15 protein-coding genes are annotated in these 15,804 nt (G+C 71.9%); 14 read left to right on the forward strand and 1 reads right to left on the reverse strand.

From position 1 onward, the window contains the following. The first annotated feature begins 885 nt into the window (after window positions 1–885). From Manayef4_RS12410 to nusB, 13 genes are all read left to right on the forward strand, one after another. Window positions 886–2,343, forward strand: a complete 1,458-nt coding sequence (locus Manayef4_RS12410; protein WP_083282432.1) for a replication-associated recombination protein A — start codon at window positions 886–888, stop codon at window positions 2,341–2,343. 144 nt (window positions 2,344–2,487) lie between these two features. Then, complete coding sequence (locus tag Manayef4_RS12415; RefSeq protein ID WP_070131704.1) at window positions 2,488–3,018, forward strand: DUF948 domain-containing protein; 531 nt, start codon at window positions 2,488–2,490, stop codon at window positions 3,016–3,018. Beyond that, the gene (locus Manayef4_RS12420; RefSeq protein ID WP_011437600.1) at window positions 3,019–3,375 is read left to right on the forward strand and encodes a hypothetical protein; all 357 of its coding nucleotides are present in this window, start codon (window positions 3,019–3,021) and stop codon (window positions 3,373–3,375) included. 123 nt (window positions 3,376–3,498) lie between these two features. Continuing rightward, the gene (alaS, locus tag Manayef4_RS12425) at window positions 3,499–6,144 is read left to right on the forward strand and encodes an alanine--tRNA ligase (RefSeq protein WP_070131727.1); all 2,646 of its coding nucleotides are present in this window, start codon (window positions 3,499–3,501) and stop codon (window positions 6,142–6,144) included. Further along, window positions 6,141–6,734: a Holliday junction resolvase RuvX gene (ruvX, locus tag Manayef4_RS12430; RefSeq protein ID WP_070131705.1), complete on the forward strand. Its 594-nt coding sequence runs from the start codon at window positions 6,141–6,143 to the stop codon at window positions 6,732–6,734. Before alaS ends, ruvX begins: the two co-directional genes overlap by 4 nt. A 20-nt stretch (window positions 6,735–6,754) precedes the next feature. Next, window positions 6,755–7,996 carry an endolytic transglycosylase MltG gene (gene mltG, locus Manayef4_RS12435; RefSeq protein WP_070131728.1) on the forward strand — a complete coding sequence of 414 codons (1,242 nt, stop codon included), beginning with the start codon at window positions 6,755–6,757 and terminating at the stop codon, window positions 7,994–7,996. Window positions 7,997–8,116: 120 nt separating this feature from the next. Continuing rightward, window positions 8,117–9,088, forward strand: coding sequence for a shikimate dehydrogenase (locus tag Manayef4_RS12440; protein WP_108913579.1), 972 nt, complete (start codon window positions 8,117–8,119; stop codon window positions 9,086–9,088). Between the two features lie 2 nt (window positions 9,089–9,090). After that, window positions 9,091–9,756, forward strand: coding sequence for an A24 family peptidase (locus Manayef4_RS12445; RefSeq protein WP_023841493.1), 666 nt, complete (start codon window positions 9,091–9,093; stop codon window positions 9,754–9,756). Window positions 9,757–9,855: 99 nt separating this feature from the next. Continuing rightward, a complete protein-coding gene (gene aroC / locus Manayef4_RS12450) occupies window positions 9,856–11,040 on the forward strand; it encodes a chorismate synthase (RefSeq protein WP_011437594.1) in 1,185 nt (394 codons plus the stop codon). 42 nt (window positions 11,041–11,082) lie between these two features. Next, window positions 11,083–11,724: a shikimate kinase gene (locus Manayef4_RS12455; protein WP_023841494.1), complete on the forward strand. Its 642-nt coding sequence runs from the start codon at window positions 11,083–11,085 to the stop codon at window positions 11,722–11,724. A 2-nt stretch (window positions 11,725–11,726) separates the two neighbouring features. After that, on the forward strand, window positions 11,727–12,815 hold the full coding sequence (aroB, locus tag Manayef4_RS12460) for a 3-dehydroquinate synthase (RefSeq protein ID WP_070131706.1): 1,089 nt from the start codon (window positions 11,727–11,729) through the stop codon (window positions 12,813–12,815). Between the two features lie 212 nt (window positions 12,816–13,027). Next, the gene (gene efp / locus Manayef4_RS12465) at window positions 13,028–13,591 is read left to right on the forward strand and encodes an elongation factor P (RefSeq protein WP_011437591.1); all 564 of its coding nucleotides are present in this window, start codon (window positions 13,028–13,030) and stop codon (window positions 13,589–13,591) included. After that, complete coding sequence (gene nusB / locus Manayef4_RS12470; protein WP_082456765.1) at window positions 13,588–14,052, forward strand: transcription antitermination factor NusB; 465 nt, start codon at window positions 13,588–13,590, stop codon at window positions 14,050–14,052. Before efp ends, nusB begins: the two co-directional genes overlap by 4 nt. 179 nt (window positions 14,053–14,231) lie before the next feature. On the opposite strand, the gene Manayef4_RS12475 is transcribed toward nusB, so the two are convergent. Continuing rightward, the gene (locus Manayef4_RS12475; protein WP_070131707.1) at window positions 14,232–14,729 is read right to left on the reverse strand and encodes a transcriptional regulator; all 498 of its coding nucleotides are present in this window, start codon (window positions 14,727–14,729) and stop codon (window positions 14,232–14,234) included. Between the two features lie 427 nt (window positions 14,730–15,156). Between Manayef4_RS12475 and pyrR the strand changes: the two genes are divergently transcribed. Beyond that, window positions 15,157–15,777, forward strand: coding sequence for a bifunctional pyr operon transcriptional regulator/uracil phosphoribosyltransferase PyrR (gene pyrR / locus Manayef4_RS12480; protein ID WP_070131708.1), 621 nt, complete (start codon window positions 15,157–15,159; stop codon window positions 15,775–15,777). The last annotated feature ends 27 nt before the right edge of the window (window positions 15,778–15,804 follow it).

A 15,804-nucleotide genomic window follows, 5' to 3' on the forward strand; every position in this document is an offset into this window, starting at 1 on the left:
CCCCGGGCGGGCCAGCCGAACCGGATGCCCGGTCGGCTCGGCTGATGCGATCGGAGCTTCGGGTATCGCGCTGTTCTTGTCGAAGCGGTGCCCGCGTGATGCGGCGGCACGGTTTCCGAGGGCGCGGGGCGGCTGTAGCACGGTCATCGGATGACACCTCTCCGGGGCAGGGTTTCGGTCTCCGGGTGAGCTGGTCGGTTCTGACGGTGTGGTGTGGCTGTGCCGTGGCGAGGGTGGGTTCTGCGGGCACCCGCCCCGGGTGAGGGGCGGTAGCCCGTCGTTGCGATCTGGGCTGGTCAGGGCGATTTCGTAATCCGGCCTGGTTTCGGGCGCGGTTCCGTCCGGAACACCGTGCATTACCACGAAGGCGGCACATGTGCTCAGTCGAGCAGCTGAACGGACTAGCTGAATGATAATACGCGCGCCATTGAGGTCCGGTGTCCGACGTGAACGAAGSGTGGTCTCTCGGGGGATTGTTCCGGATGGCGCGCGGTGCACTACCCGTTCGCCGCGCGTTCCGGCGCATTGGCCGCGTTCCGGTGCATCGGCAATGAAGCTCTGGTGGTCCGAGTGTGGTCGGGGGAATGGGCGTAGGCTTAAGGGCCAATTTAAGACACTTATACCGTTGTATGTAATATGCCTGCTTCGGTGAGCCGCCGTCGGAGGCCGCCGTCGGAGGCCGCCGTCTGCCGTGCTCCGGGCTGATCGTGCCTCCCAGCGGTCGTACGACGGTCGTACGGTGAACGGGTGAGCCTGTTCGACGCCGATCTCTCCGATGGTGCCGGGGCTGGTGCCGGGGCGTCCGACGCGTCGGAGGCCGGGACGGCGTCCCGCTCCGCCTCGGGGTTCGCCGCTCTCCGGGATCGGCGTGGYGGCGGTCCGGGGGTGGACCGCGCGGCTCCGCTCGCCGCCCGGCTGCGGCCACGGACCCTGGACGAGGTCGTGGGCCAGCGGCATCTACTCGGGCCGGGAAGCCCGCTGCGCCGGCTGGTCGAGGGGGGCGCAACCACCTCGGTCGTGCTGTGGGGACCGCCCGGCACCGGCAAGACCACGCTGGCGCACATCGTGTCGAGGGCGACCGGGCGACGCTTTCGGGAGTTGTCCGCGGTCACCGCCGGCGTGAAGGATGTCCGCGCCGTCATCGACGAGGCTCGCGAGACGCTGTCAACGTCCGGTGCGCGCACGGTGCTGTTCATCGACGAGGTGCACCGGTTCACCCGGACGCAGCAGGACGCGCTGCTGCCCTCGGTCGAGCGCGGCTGGGTCACTCTGGTCGCCGCCACCACCGAGAACCCCTTCTTCTCCGTGGTCAGCCCCCTGCTGTCCCGGTCGTTGCTGCTGACGCTGGAGCCGCTGACCGACGACGACATCCGCGGGGTGCTGACCCGGGCGCTGYGCGACCCGCGTGGGTACGACGGGCGGCTGTCGGTGTCCGACGAGGCCCGCGAGCACGTGGTCCGCCTTGCCGGAGGTGACGCCCGCCGGGCCCTCACCACCCTGGAGGCCGGGGCCGAGGCGCTGCTCGAAGCCCATGAGTGTGAGTCCGGACCGGGTGGGAAGGCCGGAGCGGGTGYCGATGCCGGGGCAGACGCCGAGGCGTTCGTCAACCCGCGGCCACGGCTCGATCTCGACCTGCTGGAGCGGGCYGTCAACCGAGCCGCAGTGCGCTACGACCGGTCCGGGGACCAGCACTACGACGTGATCAGTGCCTTCATCAAGTCGATGCGGGGCGGCGACGTCGACGCGGCCCTCCACTACCTCGCGCGGATGCTGGAGGCCGGCGAGGATCCCCGGTTCGTCGCCCGGAGGATGATCATCCTTGCCAGTGAGGATATTGGCATGGCCGATCCGGGCGCGCTCGGTGTCGCGGTCGCGGCCAGTCAGGCGCTGGAGTTCGTTGGCCTGCCCGAGGCCCGCCTGGCGCTCGCGCAGGCGGTCATCCACCTGGCGCYGGCGCCCAAGTCGAACGCGGTGATCCGGGCGATCGACGCCGCCACCTCGGATGTTCGTGCCGGGCGGGCCGGACCGGTGCCCGCGCATCTGCGCGACGCCCACTACCGCGGCGCGCGGCGGGTCGGCCACGGCGCGGGCTACCGGTACCCGCACGAGGCCCCCGGCAACGTCGTGCGTCAGCAGTACCCGCCGGACGGGCTGACCTCGACCGACTACTACCAGCCGAGCGGTAACGGCTTCGAGCGCCGCGCGGCCGATCGGGTCCATGAGCTGCGTGGCGTCGTGCGCGGTGACCCACCGCCGTCCCCGGGCTCGTCCCCACCGCCCTCCCCACCGCCCTCCCCACCGCCCTCCCCACCGCCCTCCCCACCGCCCTCCTCGCCGTCCTGACTCCTCTCGTGGGGGCTACCCGTGGCCCCGGTAGCCGTCTCGGTAAGGTCACTCCAGGAGCGTCGGCTGGGTGGCGCCCGCGGCACGGCGGATCGAATCGGGTGGGGTGGGACCGGCCCAACGACGATGGAGGCAGGAGCACATATGTCCGGTGGTGCGGTCGCGGGCCTGATCGCGTCGGGCGCGTTCGCGGTGCTCGTCCTCTTCGGCTGTTACGTCCTGCTCAAGCTCGGTAAGATCTTCGATGAGGCCGCGGCCMGGGTACGTCAGACCGGTCTCGCCCTCGACGAGGGAACCGCCCGGGTCAGGCAGGCCGGCGCGACGGTCGACGAGGTCAATCTGGCGCTCTCGCATGTCAACAAGGAACTCGACCGGGTCGACGCGATCACGGCGAACGTGCAGTCGATCACGACCAACRTCTCCTCGCTGACGTCGTTGTTCGCGGCGACGCTCGGCGGCCCGATGGTGCGCGTCGCGGCGTTCAGCTACGGCGTGCGCAAGGCGGCGGCCAAGCGGACCCGCTCGGAGGTCGAGTCCCGGGTGACGGCCCAGATGAAGGCCGAGAAGGCGGCGCGGCGGCCGGCCGGGCGCGGCGGCCCGCAGCCCGCGGGCGAGAAGACCCCGTCGGTGTCCACGGCCGCCGGCGCGGCGGGCGGGCGTCGGGGAGGCCGGTAGATGTCGAGGATCTTCTATCTCGCTTTCGGGGCGGCGGCCGGCGTCGTGGTGGTGCGCCAGGTGGCTAAGGCCGCAGCCTCCCTGACACCGACGAGTCTGGCCGGCTCTCTCGTACAGTCGGTACAGGAGTTCCTCGCGGACGTGCGCGAGGCCGCGGCCGAGCGGGAGGAGGAGATCCGTGTCGCGCTCGGCCTCGACGGTGATCCGGACGAAGCGGATCGAGGCGACGCGGTCGGGGCTGCCCCGCCCCGGGACACCGCGGCGCGGGTCGCCGGCTCCGGCGCGCCGCGTTACCCCGCTGACCTCGACGACGCCGAACGCACGATGCGGCTCGTCCCCGGCGCCCGGCGGCCCTGAGGACTCCCTTGCCCGCGGGCCGGGGGCACCCGCCCTCACCGCAGCCCGGAAGGCGCGCCCGACCACAGCACGCCACCCCGGGATGTCGAACCTCTTCCCACGAGTCTGGACGACGTGAACCCGATGGACACGGCCGARATCCGTAGCCGCTTTCTCAACCACTTCGCCCGGCGCGGGCACACCGTCGTCCCGAGCGCCTCACTGGTGGCCCAGGATCCGACGTTGCTGCTGGTCAACGCCGGCATGGTGCCTTTCAAGCCCTATTTTCTCGGGGATCTCCCGGCGCCGTGGCCGCGGGCGGCCAGCGTGCAGAAATGTGTCCGGACGGTCGACATCGAGAATGTCGGGCACACCGCGCGGCACGCCTCCTTCTTCCAGATGTGCGGCAACTTCTCGTTCGGCGACTATTTCAAGGCCGAGGCGATCCCGTTCGCCTTCGAGCTGCTCACCGAAGGGTTCGGCTTCAAGGCCGACGACCTGTGGGCGACGGTCTACCTCGACGACGACGAGGCCGAGGGGATCTGGCGCAAGCTGCTGCCCGCMGAGCGCATCCAGCGCCGCGGCAAGGAGGACAACTTCTGGTCGATGGGCGTGCCCGGGCCGTGCGGGCCGTGCAGCGAGATCTACTTCGACCGCGGCTGCGCCTATGGCCGTGAGGGCGGTCCGATCGCGGACGAGGAGCGCTACCTCGAGGTCTGGAACCTCGTCTTCATGCAGTACGAGCGGGGCGAGGGCGCCGGGTACGACTATCCGATCGAGCGTGAGTTGCCGGCCCGCAACATCGACACCGGGATGGGCCTGGAGCGGATGGCGACCATCCTCCAGGGTGTCGACAACCTCTACGAGATCGACATCTCCCGGCCGGTGCTCGACGCCGCCGGCCGGCTGACCGGGCGGCGCTACGGCGCGGACCCCGCCGATGACGTGCGGTTGCGAGTGATCGCCGACCACACCCGCACCGCCGCGATGCTGATCTCCGACGGCGTCRTCCCCTCCAACGAGGGGCGCGGCTACGTGCTGCGCCGCATGCTGCGCCGGGCGATCCGTAACGCCCGGTTGCTCGGTGCCCACGAGCCGGTGATGAGCGAGCTGTTCGCGGTCGTCGGGTCGGCGATGGGGACGATCTACCCCGAACTGCTCGACAATGCCGAGACGATCACCGGGGTCGCCGTCGCGGAGGAGCAGGCGTTCGCCGAGACGCTGCGCACCGGTACCACGATCTTCGACACCGCGGCGCGCCAGGCCCGATCCCTGGGCTCGACCACGCTGGGCGGCGAGGCGGCCTTCAAGCTGCACGACACCTACGGCTTCCCGATCGACCTGACACTGGAGATGGCCGCTGAGGCGGGCCTTTCCGTTGACGAGGCGGGTTTCCGCCGGCTGATGGACCGCCAGCGGCAGGCCGCGAAGGCGGACCGGGCCGCGCGGCGGATCGGCAACGTCGACCTGTCCGCGTTCCGGCCGATCCTGGCCCGTTCCGGCCCGACGACCTTCACCGGGTACGAGGAGCTCAGCCGGACCTCCGGCGTGGTGGGCCTCGTCGRCATCGCCGACGGCGCGGGGCTGGCGGCGGCGGGGGAGGACACCGAGGTCGGGGTCGTGCTCGACGCGACCCCCTTCTACGCCGAGAGCGGCGGCCAGGAGCCCGACCTCGGTCGGCTGCGTTTCGACGGCGGCGAGGTCGAGGTGCTCGACGTCCAGCGGCCCGTGCCCGACCTGGTCCTGCACCGGGTGCGGGTGCTCGGCGGCGAGCTGCGGCTCGGCGTGGAGGTGTTCGCGGAGGTGGATGCCGATCGTCGCCGCGCGGTGTCCCGGTCGCACACCGCCACCCATCTCGTGCACACCGCGTTCCGTCGCGCGCTGGGCGAGGGCGCGACCCAGGCCGGTTCGCTGAACTCCCCGGGCCGGCTGCGGTTCGACTTCCACGCCCTCGGCGCGGTGCCGCCGTCGGTGCTCGCCGACGTCGAGGACGAGATCAACGAGGTTGCCCTGCGTGACCTGCCGGTGCGGGCTTTCGTAACCACGCAGGAGGAGGCCCGCCGGCTCGGCGCGATGGCGCTGTTCGGCGAGAAGTACGGCGACGCCGTGCGGGTCGTCGACGTGGGCGACTACGCCCGCGAGCTGTGCGGTGGCACGCACGTCGCGAGCTCCGCGCAGCTCGGCGCGGTGAAGCTGCTGTCGGAGGCGTCGATCTCCGCGGGCACCCGCCGAGTCGAGGGGCTGGTCGGCCTCGACGCCTTCCGCTACCTGGCGCGCGAGCATCTCCTGGTGTCGCAGCTGTCCACCGCGCTGAAGGCCCGTCCGGATGAGCTGGTGGACCGGGTCACCGACATCGTCGGCCGGCTGCGCGACGCCGAGCGGGAGCTGGAACGACTGCGGGCCGCCGCGGTACTCGCCGGGGCCGGGGCGCTGGCCGAGGGTGCCGAGGAGGTGGCTGGCGTCGCCGTGGTCACCGCCGAGGTGCCCGCCGGCACCGCCCCCGACGACGTGCGGCTGCTGGCGCTGGACGTGCGTGGGCGGCTGGCGGGGCGGCCCGCCGTCGTCGCCGTGGCCAAGGCCGACGGGTCGTCGATCGTCGTGGTGACCGACGACGCCGCGCGCGGCCGGGGGCTGCGCGCCGGTGACCTGGTGCGGCAGTCCTGGGCGAGCCTGGGTGGCAAGGGTGGCGGCAAGCCGGACGTGGCCCAGGGCGGCGGGGGGAACCCACAGCTGGTGCCGGCGGTGTTCGCCAGGCTGCGGGGGCTGGTGGCCGAGCACGCCTCGCGGTGAGCGGCTCGGGCTCCCGGCCCGGGGATTCTCGGCCCGGGGATTCTCGGCCCGGGGTGCGGATCGGGGTCGATGTCGGCTCGGTGCGGGTCGGGGTCGCCGCGAGCGACCCGGGCGGCGTGCTCGCGGTTCCGGTGACTACCCTGGCCAGGGACAGACGGGGTAATGCGGACATAGATCAGCTCGTCCTCATCGTCCGGGAGCGGCAGGCTGTAGAGGTCGTGGTCGGCCTGCCCAGACAGATGTCCGGGCAGGAAGGCCGGGCGGTCCGGCTGGTGCGGCAGTACGCCGAGGTACTCGCCGAGCGGATCGCACCCGTCCCCGTGCGTTTTGTGGACGAGCGGCTCACCACGGTTGCGGCTCATCGCAGGATGGCCGAGCGTGGCGTTCGTTCGCGTGCCCGCCRGAGTCTCGTGGATCAGGAGGCAGCCGTGCAGATCCTGCAGCACGACCTGGACAGCCGCCGGGGGAGYGCCGCGCCCGGCGTGATCGGGTGTGCCGCCCCGGCCGCGGGTCCGGACGGCGTGGTCCGGGCTCCGAGAGACGGCCCCCGGGCTCCGGACGGTGTTGTCCCGCCGTCGGACGAGAGGTGACCGGCGGCGACCTCGACGAGATGCTCGACGAGGACCCCTACTCGCGTCGCCGTCGGGCCCGCCAGCGCGGTGATCGTTACTCGGATGAACACTACGCCGATGATCAGTACCCGGACGACCGTGCCGGGGTCGACTGGGACCACCGCGCCTGGGACGACGGCGGCGGCTGGGACGAGCCCGGTCCCGACGGCGGCCGGCGCGGTCGCGCGCTGCCGAAGCTCATCGCGGTGCTTGTCGTGGTCGCCGCCCTGCTGGGACTGGGGATCTACGGGGTGGGGAAGGTCGTCGGGCACATCTCGGCTGGCGAGCCCGCCGACTACTCCGGCTCCGGCGAGGGCATCGCGATGGTCCAGATCCCGGCCGGGGCGAGTACCCGGGAGATCGCCGGGGAGCTGCACGACGCGAACGTGACCGCGAGTGTCGCCGCGTTCGTCAAGGCCGCCACCGCGAATCCGAAGTCGCTGGGCATCCAGCCGGGCACCTACCGTCTGCACACCAGGATGAGCGCCGCCRCGGCGCTCGAGGCCCTGCTCGACCCTGCCTCGTCCGCGCCGTTCAAGTTCGTCATCAAAGAGGGCATGACCGTCCGTGAGGTCCTCACAGCACTGCATGAACGCCTCCCGGGCACGTCGATGGCGGACCTGGAGGCGATCGCGAAGAACCCCGCCCAGCTGGGCCTGCCGTCCTACGCGCCGCCGAACCTGCTGGAAGGCTATCTCTTCCCGTCTACCTACGACCTCGTGCCCGGGGCCACGCCCGAGCAGTTGCTGCGTTCCTTCGTCGACCGCTTCAAGCGGGAGACCGCGGCGATCGATCTGGAGGGYAGGGCCGCCGCGCTCGGGGTCCCGCCGAAGGACATCGTCACCATCGCCTCGATCATCGAGAAGGAGGTGGCCAACCGCGACGAGGGTCCGAAGGTGGCCCGGGTGATCTACAATCGGCTCAGGGACACATCGGGAAGATTTGGCCGGCTCGACATGGACTCGACCACCCGCTACGCCACGGACGGGTACGAGGGGCCGTTGACCAAGGAACAACTCGCCCAGAACAACCCGTACAACACGCGGGCCGTGAAAGGGTTGCCGCCGGGCGCAATCTCCAACCCCGGCGTCTGGGCGCTGCGGTCGGCACTGGAACMGGCCGACGGATCGTGGTTCTATTTCGTCTCCATGCCGCAGAGCAAGGTGACGGTCTTCGCCACCACGGAGCGGGAGTGGGAGCAGGCAGAGGCCCAGTACCGRCGTGAAGGAGGTCGTGAGTAGTGCGAGGGAAGCCGCGAGCATGAGGCCCGCAAGCATGAGGAGGGCCCGGTAGTGCCGGAGATCGTTCCCGCCGGCACTACCCCGGCCCGCCGTCGRCCCCCTGAGTGCCGTCGTCGGCCCATGGAACCGCCGGCGACCGTCGCGGCCACCGCGCCGCCGTCGGGCCCCACCCGCGCCGCCGTGCTCGGGGCACCGGTGGACCATTCGCTCTCCCCGCTGCTGCATGCCGCCGCCTACGCCAAGCTCGGTCTCGCGGTGACGTACACCGCCGTGCACTGCGACGAGACCGGGCTCGCCGCGATGCTCACCCGGGTCCGCACGGATCCGGGCTGGGTCGGGCTGTCCCTGACCATGCCGCTCAAGACCGTCGCGCTCGACCTGCTCGACGAGGTGGACGCGACGGCGGCGGTCATCGGCGCCGTCAACACGGTCGTCGTCGGGCCCGCCGGCCGGTTGCGTGGCTACAACACCGACGTGGACGGCATCGGCATGGCGCTGCGCCGGGTGATGCGCGGCGCGGTCCCAGGCCAGCCGCTCGTACTCGGTGCCGGTGGCACGGCCCGCGCCGCGGTCGCGGCGGTCGCCGCGGCGGGCTGCACCCGCCTCGGCGTCGTCGCCCGCCGGCCCGCCGCCGTGGCGGAGGTGGCGGAGATCGGGTCGCGGCTGGGCGTCGAGGTCACCGCGCTGCCCTGGGAGCTGCTGGCCGCGGGCCTGCCTGCCGGTCCGGATCTGGTCATCTCCACCACGCCCGCCGGCGCGACCGACGGGCTCGCCACCGGACCGTGGCCGCCAGCCTGCCAGCTCGTAGAACTGCTCTATCATCCCTGGCCCACGGCGCTGGCCGCCGCGGCCTACCGGGCCGGTGCCCGGGTCGCAGGTGGCCTGGAGATCCTCGCCGCCCAGGCCGTGGGGCAGGTCGAGCACTTCACCGGGCAGGTGGTTCCCACCAGCGTTCTGCTGGCCGCGGGTCAGGCCGCGCTGGACGAGCGGACGCGGGGGAACAGGCCCCCGGCGGTGGAGGTCGGCGTGCCGGGCGGCCACGGTCTCGCGGGGAGCGGTCCCCGCGGCCGCGGTGGACCTGCCGGCGGATAGCGGTGCCGGGAGTGGTGCCGGGCGGCGCGCTCAGCACGTTGATCGCCCTTCCTGCGCTCGCCGCCCTGCCGTTCGGTCGCCGGATCGTGGCCGGCGTGCCGGCGCTGCCCGGGCAGGCCCCGCACCGGGAGGCGCCCGGGGCGGCGGCGCTCGGTGCCGTGACGGTGCTGGTCGCCGCGGCCGTGACCGTCGCCCTGCACGATCATCCGAGCTGGTTGCCGGCCTATGTGTATCTGGCGGTCGTCGGGGTCTGGCTGGCCGTGATCGATCTTCGGGTGCACCGCCTGCCCGACCATCTGGTACTGCCGTCCTATCCGGTGCTCGCCGGGCTGTTCGGCCTCGCCGCGCTGCTCACCGGCGAGCCCGGCCGTCTGCTGCGCGCCGGGATGGCCGCGGCTGCCGTCTGGGTGATCTTCCTGGGGGTGCATTGCCTGCCGAGGGCGGGGCTCGGGCGCGGGGACGTCAAGGTGTCCGGCCTGCTGGGCGGTGCGCTGGGCTGGCTCGGCTGGCCGAGTGTGGTGTTCGGGCTGTTYGCCGGCATCGTCCTCGGGGGGCTCTGGGCGAGCGCGCTGCTCGTGGCGGGCCGGGTCGGCCGGCATGACCGCATCGCCTACGGTCCCTTTCTGCTCGCCGGGACGCTGCTCGCCGTCCTCGGTCGCGCCGGCTGATCTCGTTTGTCCTACTTGATACTGATAGTTCCGTTTGATTCCGGTTGTCCTGCCTGAGCGCGGTCGTGACAGGGGCGGTGAGCGTGAAAGACTGGGGTCATGGTGCGTTGGCTGACGGCGGGGGAGTCCCATGGTCCCGCCCTGGTGGCGACGGTCGAGGGGCTGCCCGCCGGGATCCGGATGACCAGTTCCGACATCTCCGCCGAGCTGGCCCGCCGCCGGCTCGGGCACGGTCGCGGCGCGCGGATGAGCTTCGAGCGTGACGAGGTCGAGCTGCTCGGTGGAGTCCGCCACGGYGTCACCCTCGGCGGCCCGGTCAGCGTGGTCGTCCGCAACACCGAGTGGCCCAAGTGGGAGCGGGTCATGTCGCCCGACCCGGTCGATCCGGCGGCGCTGGCGGGCCTGGGCCGCGCAGCCCCGCTGACCCGGCCCCGGCCCGGCCACGCCGATCTCGCCGGCATGCAGAAGTACGGGTTCGACGACGCCCGGCCCGTGCTGGAGCGCGCCAGCGCCCGGGAGACCGCCGCGCGGGTCGCGCTCGGCACCGCGGCCAAGGCACTGCTGCGGCAGGCCTACGGCATCGAGGTGATCTCGCATGTCGTCGCGATCGGCGCGGTCGAGGTGCCCCCGGGGGTGCCCGCCCCGACGTCGCTGGCGGCGGTGGACGCGGACCCGGTCCGCTGTGCCGACCAGGCGACCAGCGTGCGGATGGTCGCCGAGATCGACGTGGCCCACGCCGACGCGGACACCCTCGGCGGCATCGTCGAGGTGCTGGCGTACGGCTGCCCGCCCGGGCTCGGCAGCTACGTGCACGGCGACCGGCGCATCGACGCCCGGATCGCGGGCGAGCTGATGGGCATTCAGGCGATCAAGGGCGTCGAGTTCGGGGACGGTTTCACCACCGCGCGGCGGCGGGGTTCCGGGGCGCACGACGAGATCGAGCCGGCCGGTGCCGGCAGCCGGCGGGTGCGGCGGGCGACTGACCGGGCCGGCGGGGTCGAGGGCGGCATGACCACGGGCGAGCCGTTGCGCGTGCGGGTGGCGATGAAGCCGATCTCCTCGCTGACCAGGCCGTTGTCCACGGTGGACGTGTCCACCGGCGAGGCGGCGGTCGCGATCAACCAGCGGTCCGACGTGTGCGCGGTGCCCGCGGCCGGGGTGGTGACGGAGGCGATGGTCGCCCTCGTGCTCGCCGACGCGGCGCTGGAGAAGTTCGGGGGGGACTCGGTGGAGGAGACCCGGCGTAATTACGAGGGGTACCTGAAGTCCCTGGTCATCCGCTGATCGGCGGCGGGAATCGGCAGGCGGCGAAGACAGAGGATCATCGTGGGGGAGCCGGCGACGGACGCGTGGACGGGGCCGATGGCCTGGACGGGGCCGATGGTGGTGCTGGTCGGAGCGCCCGGAGCGGGGAAGACGACGGTGGGCACCCAGCTGGCGCGGCGGTGGGGGGTGGGTTTCCGCGACACCGACGCCGACATCGAGGCGGCGCTCGGCACCACCGTCGCGGACATCTTTCTCGATCATGGTGAGGAGTACTTCCGGCTGGCCGAGCGCCGGGCGGTGGCGGCCGCGCTCGCGGATCACCGGGGGGTCCTGGCCCTTGGCGGGGGAGCGGTGCTCGACGCCGAGAACCGGACCCTGCTGGCCGGGCACCGGGTCGTCTATCTTGAGGTGGGAGTTTCCGACGCGGTGCGGCGGGTGGGCCTCGCCCGGGACCGTCCACTGCTGGTCGAGGGGCCCCGCACGCGGCTCGCCGCCCTGCTCAGGGCGCGCCGGCCGCTCTACGCCGAGGTGGCGACGGTGGTCATCGACACCGCGGGGCACGAGCCGGACGAGGTGACCGACCTGCTGGCGGCGGCCCTGGGCCCGCTGCTCGCGGGGGGCAGCGAACCGGACGAGGCGGCGGACGCCGCGGGGGGCAGCGAACCGGACGAGGCGGCGGACGCCGCGGGGGGCAAACGGTGAGTATGCAGGTGAAGGCCTCCGACATCGTGCGGATCCCGGTACGGCCGGGCGGCGGGCGTCCCTACGACGTCGTGCTCGGGGTGGGCCTGCTCGGCGAGCTCGCCGAGACCGTCGTCGGGCGGACCCGCGCCGCGGTGATCCATCCCGGGGCGTTGCGGGCCACCGCGGACGCCGTCGTCGCCGACCTGCGGGAGAACGCGGGCGTGGAGGCGCACGCCATCGAGGTGCCCGACGGCGAGGAGGCCAAGCAGCTGCGGATCGCCGGCTTCTGCTGGGACGTGCTCGGCCGGATCGGCTTCACCCGGGACGACATGGTGATCGGCCTCGGCGGCGGCACCGTGACAGACCTGGCCGGGTTCGTCGCCGCGAGCTGGCTGCGCGGGGTGGACGTCGTCCAGGTGCCGACCACCGTGCTCGGCATGGTCGACGCGGCGGTCGGCGGGAAGACCGGCATCGACATCGACGCGGGCAAGAACCTGGTCGGGGCCTTCCACCAGCCGCTCGGCGTGCTGTGCGATCTGGCGGCGCTGGAGTCTCTGCCGGCCGTCGAGGTACGCGCCGGGCTCGCCGAGGTCGTCAAGACCGGTTTCATCGCCGACGCGGCGATCCTCGATCTGCTCGACGCCGATCCGACCGGCGCCGCGCATCTGCCCGAGCTGATCGAGCGGTCCATCCGGGTCAAGGCCGAGGTGGTCTCCGGCGATCCGCGGGAGGACGGCCGGCGGGAGATCCTCAACTATGGTCACACCCTCGGTCATGCCATCGAGAAGGTCGAGCACTTCAGCTGGCGGCACGGCGCGGCGATCTCGGTGGGCATGGTGTTCGCGGCGGAGCTGTCCCGGCTCGTCGTCGGCCTCGACGACGCCACCGCCGACCGGCACCGTGAGCTGCTGACCCGCATCGGCCTGCCGGTGACCTACCGGGACGACCGGTGGGCGGCGCTGCTCGACGCGATGCGGGTCGACAAGAAGGCGCKGGGACGGCGGATGCGTTTCGTCGGCCTCGAGGCGCAGGGCCGCACCGTCATCCTGGACAATCCGGACGCTGGCCTGCTGATCGCGGCGTTCACCACTGTCGCCGAGGGTCGGTAGACTCGTCGCGGCGGTTTGTAGGATCGCCGCCACGTCCGCGCCCGGTGTCCGCGCCCGGTGCGTTCGCCCGGTGGCGGGGTCCGGAAGCGGCCTGAGGATGGAAGCGGCCTGGGGATGGCCTGGGGAGAGAGCACCGCGGTCCTCGCACGAGGGTCCGGGGAACGACCACACCCGCCGTCGGCGTACGGCGATGGAAACGGAGAACGCGCGCAGTGGCGACCACCAACGACCTGAAGAACGGCATGACGCTCGACATCGACGGGGTGTTGTGGAACGTCGTCGGCTTCCAGCACGTCAAGCCGGGTAAGGGTGGGGCGTTCGTCCGCACGACCCTGAAGAACGTGCTCACCGGGAAGGTCGTCGACCGCACCTTCAACGCCGGGGTCAAGGTTGACGTCGCGACCGTCGACCGCCGCGAGATGACCTACCTCTACCGGGACGGTGCCGATTTCGTCTTCATGGACAGCGAGTCCTACGATCAGATCCCGATCCCGCCGGATGTCGTCGGTGGGACGGCYGACTACATGCTGGAAAACACCGTGGCCACCGTCGCGCTACATGACGGCGCCCCGCTCTATGTCGAACTGCCGGCCAGCGTCGAGCTGACCATTTCGCAGACCGACCCGGGGGTGCAGGGCGATCGCTCGACCGGCGGGACGAAGCCGGCCACCCTGGAGACGGGCGCCACCATCAACGTGCCGCTGTTCATCACCAGTGGGGAAAAGGTCAAGGTCGACACGCGTGACGGCCGGTACCTGGGCCGGGTGACGAGCTGAGCGCCAGGTCCAAAGCCCGTAAACGGGCGCTGGACATCCTCTACGAAGCGGACGTGCGCGCGAGCGCCGTGCCGGAGATCCTCGCTGCCCGGCTGGCCCAGTCCGATCCACCGGTGTCGGAATACGCCGTCGAGCTGGTCGAGGGGGTCGTCGAGCGCCGCGGGGAGATCGACGAGCGGATCGCCCGGTACGCCGAGGGTTGGACGTTGGAGCGGATGCCGCCGGTCGACCGCAACATTCTGCGGATTGCCGTGCTGGAACTGCTCTGGCGTCCCGACGTCCCGGATCGGGTCGCCATCGACGAAGCCGTGGAACTGGCGAAGAACCTCTCCACCCACCGGTCGCCGGCGTTTGTCAACGGGCTGCTCGCGAGTCTGGTCGAGGGAAAGGGCCTGGCCACCCCGGCCGAGTCGACCGGACGGGGATCGGCGGTGGATTCAATTCCCGGCCAGCCGTCGTAGCGGCGGTCCACCGGGGTTGCCCGGTTGCCGGGAGGGAACCGGGATCGGCGTTCCCGGTACGTCGCCCAGGCGACGTACCGGGTCCTTCCCCGGATACGTGTGCCGCGGGTGGCGCGGATGCGAGCCGGCGGATTGTGGTACCGGTATCGCGGTACCGGTACCGCGATACCGGAGCGAGGCTAGACGTCGGTCGCCGCGGCGTCCGCGCCCTGCTCCGGAGACAGCACGCCCCAAGAGACGAGCTGCTCGGTGAGCTTGCTCGGCGAGGTGTCGTAGATCACCGCGAGCGAGCGCAGGTCCTCGTACCGGATCGAGAGCACCCGGCCGTTGTAGTCGCCGCGCTGGCTCTGAATGGTCGCCGCGTACCGGGCGARCGGACCACCCTGCTCCTTGGGAACCTGGGAGAGACGCTCGAGGTCGAGAACGATCCGAGGAGACTGCTCCAGCGGAGCGACGGTGGAACCCTCGGGAAGAAGCTCCCCCACCGGAACGCCGTAGAACTCCGCGAGCTCGGAGAGGCGCTGCACGGTGACGGCGCGGTCCCCACGTTCGTAGGAACCCACGACGACGGCTTTCCACCGACCGTGCGACTTCTCCTCGACGCCATGAAGCGAGAGCCCCTGCTGGGTGCGTATCGCGCGCAGCCGAGCACCGAGCGCCTTCGCATAGTCGGACATCGGAGTGCCCACTCCTGTCGTGGTCGATCAGTTGGAACCGGGGCTCGTGCCGCCGGCGGTTACCGATAGTAGTGCCCGCCGGGTTGACGCTCGACACCCGGGGGGTCGTGTCGCCTCTTTCTTTGTACCACTTTCTGTAGCCCTCTGGTTGCGCCCTACGCCTGAGCGGTGGGAACTTCCGGATGCCGCCACCGCTGTGGCGACGGCATCGAACCCAGTGACAAGTAGTGACAACATGATGCTGCGTGGTTGGCGCGGCAATAACGTCCCGCGCTGTCCGGACCGGTGGGCGACCCGTCGTCGCGCCGGGCGCCAGGGGCGTCGGCGTCCGGCGGCGAGATCCTCACACGTCCTGAGGGCCCTGGTAACGTCGCTGGGACCACTCCTTTAAGGACCGTCCCGTGAGGCGGGGAAGGAGGGATGCCGCGTGGCCCCGGCTGCCGCGAGCGACCCCGCATCGCGCCGTCCCGGCACCGCCCGGGCAGTACTGTCCGCAGACGACATCACCCGGATCGTCAGCCGGATGGCGCATCAGATTCTCGAGAAGACCTCCGGTGGCGCCGGGGTYGTCCTGCTCGGAGTACCCACCCGAGGGGTACCCCTTGCGCACCGGCTGGCACAGCGGGTGCAGGCCGTCGAGGGGGTGCGTCTCCCGGTTGGCYCCCTTGACCCGACCATGTACCGCGACGATCTGCGACTGCGCGGCGTGCGTCCCCTCGAGGTGACCGACATTCCCGAGGGTGGTGTCGACGGCCGCGTGGTGATCCTCGTCGACGACGTCCTCTACTCCGGGCGCACGGTGCGGGCGGCGCTGGACGCCTTGGCCGCCTACGGCCGGCCGCGTGCCGTCCAGCTCGCGGTCCTGGTCGACCGGGGCCATCGCGAGCTGCCGATCCGCGCCGACTACGTCGGGAAGAACATGCCGACCTCGCGCCGGGAGTCGGTGGCAGTCCGGCTGCGGGAGATCGACGGCGCCGACGGCGTGCTGATCCTCTCGGCCGCCGGGGGGGACGGCGCCGACGACGCGCCCCCCGGGAACCAGCCATGATCGGGGGAAGTGCCGTGTGGGGAGCAC

It is taken from the genome of Frankia sp. CgMI4 (assembly GCF_001756285.1).
Lineage (GTDB): Bacteria > Actinomycetota > Actinomycetes > Frankiales > Frankiaceae > Frankia > Frankia casuarinae.

What these genes read in the sequence shown, in the direction of transcription:
- Manayef4_RS12440 (WP_108913579.1), top strand. Translation starts at nt 8,117, where the DNA reads ATGGAACCGCCGGCGACCGTCGCGGCCACCGCGCCGCCGTCGGGCCCC.
- Manayef4_RS12420 (WP_011437600.1), top strand. Translation starts at nt 3,019, where the DNA reads ATGTCGAGGATCTTCTATCTCGCTTTCGGGGCGGCGGCCGGCGTCGTG.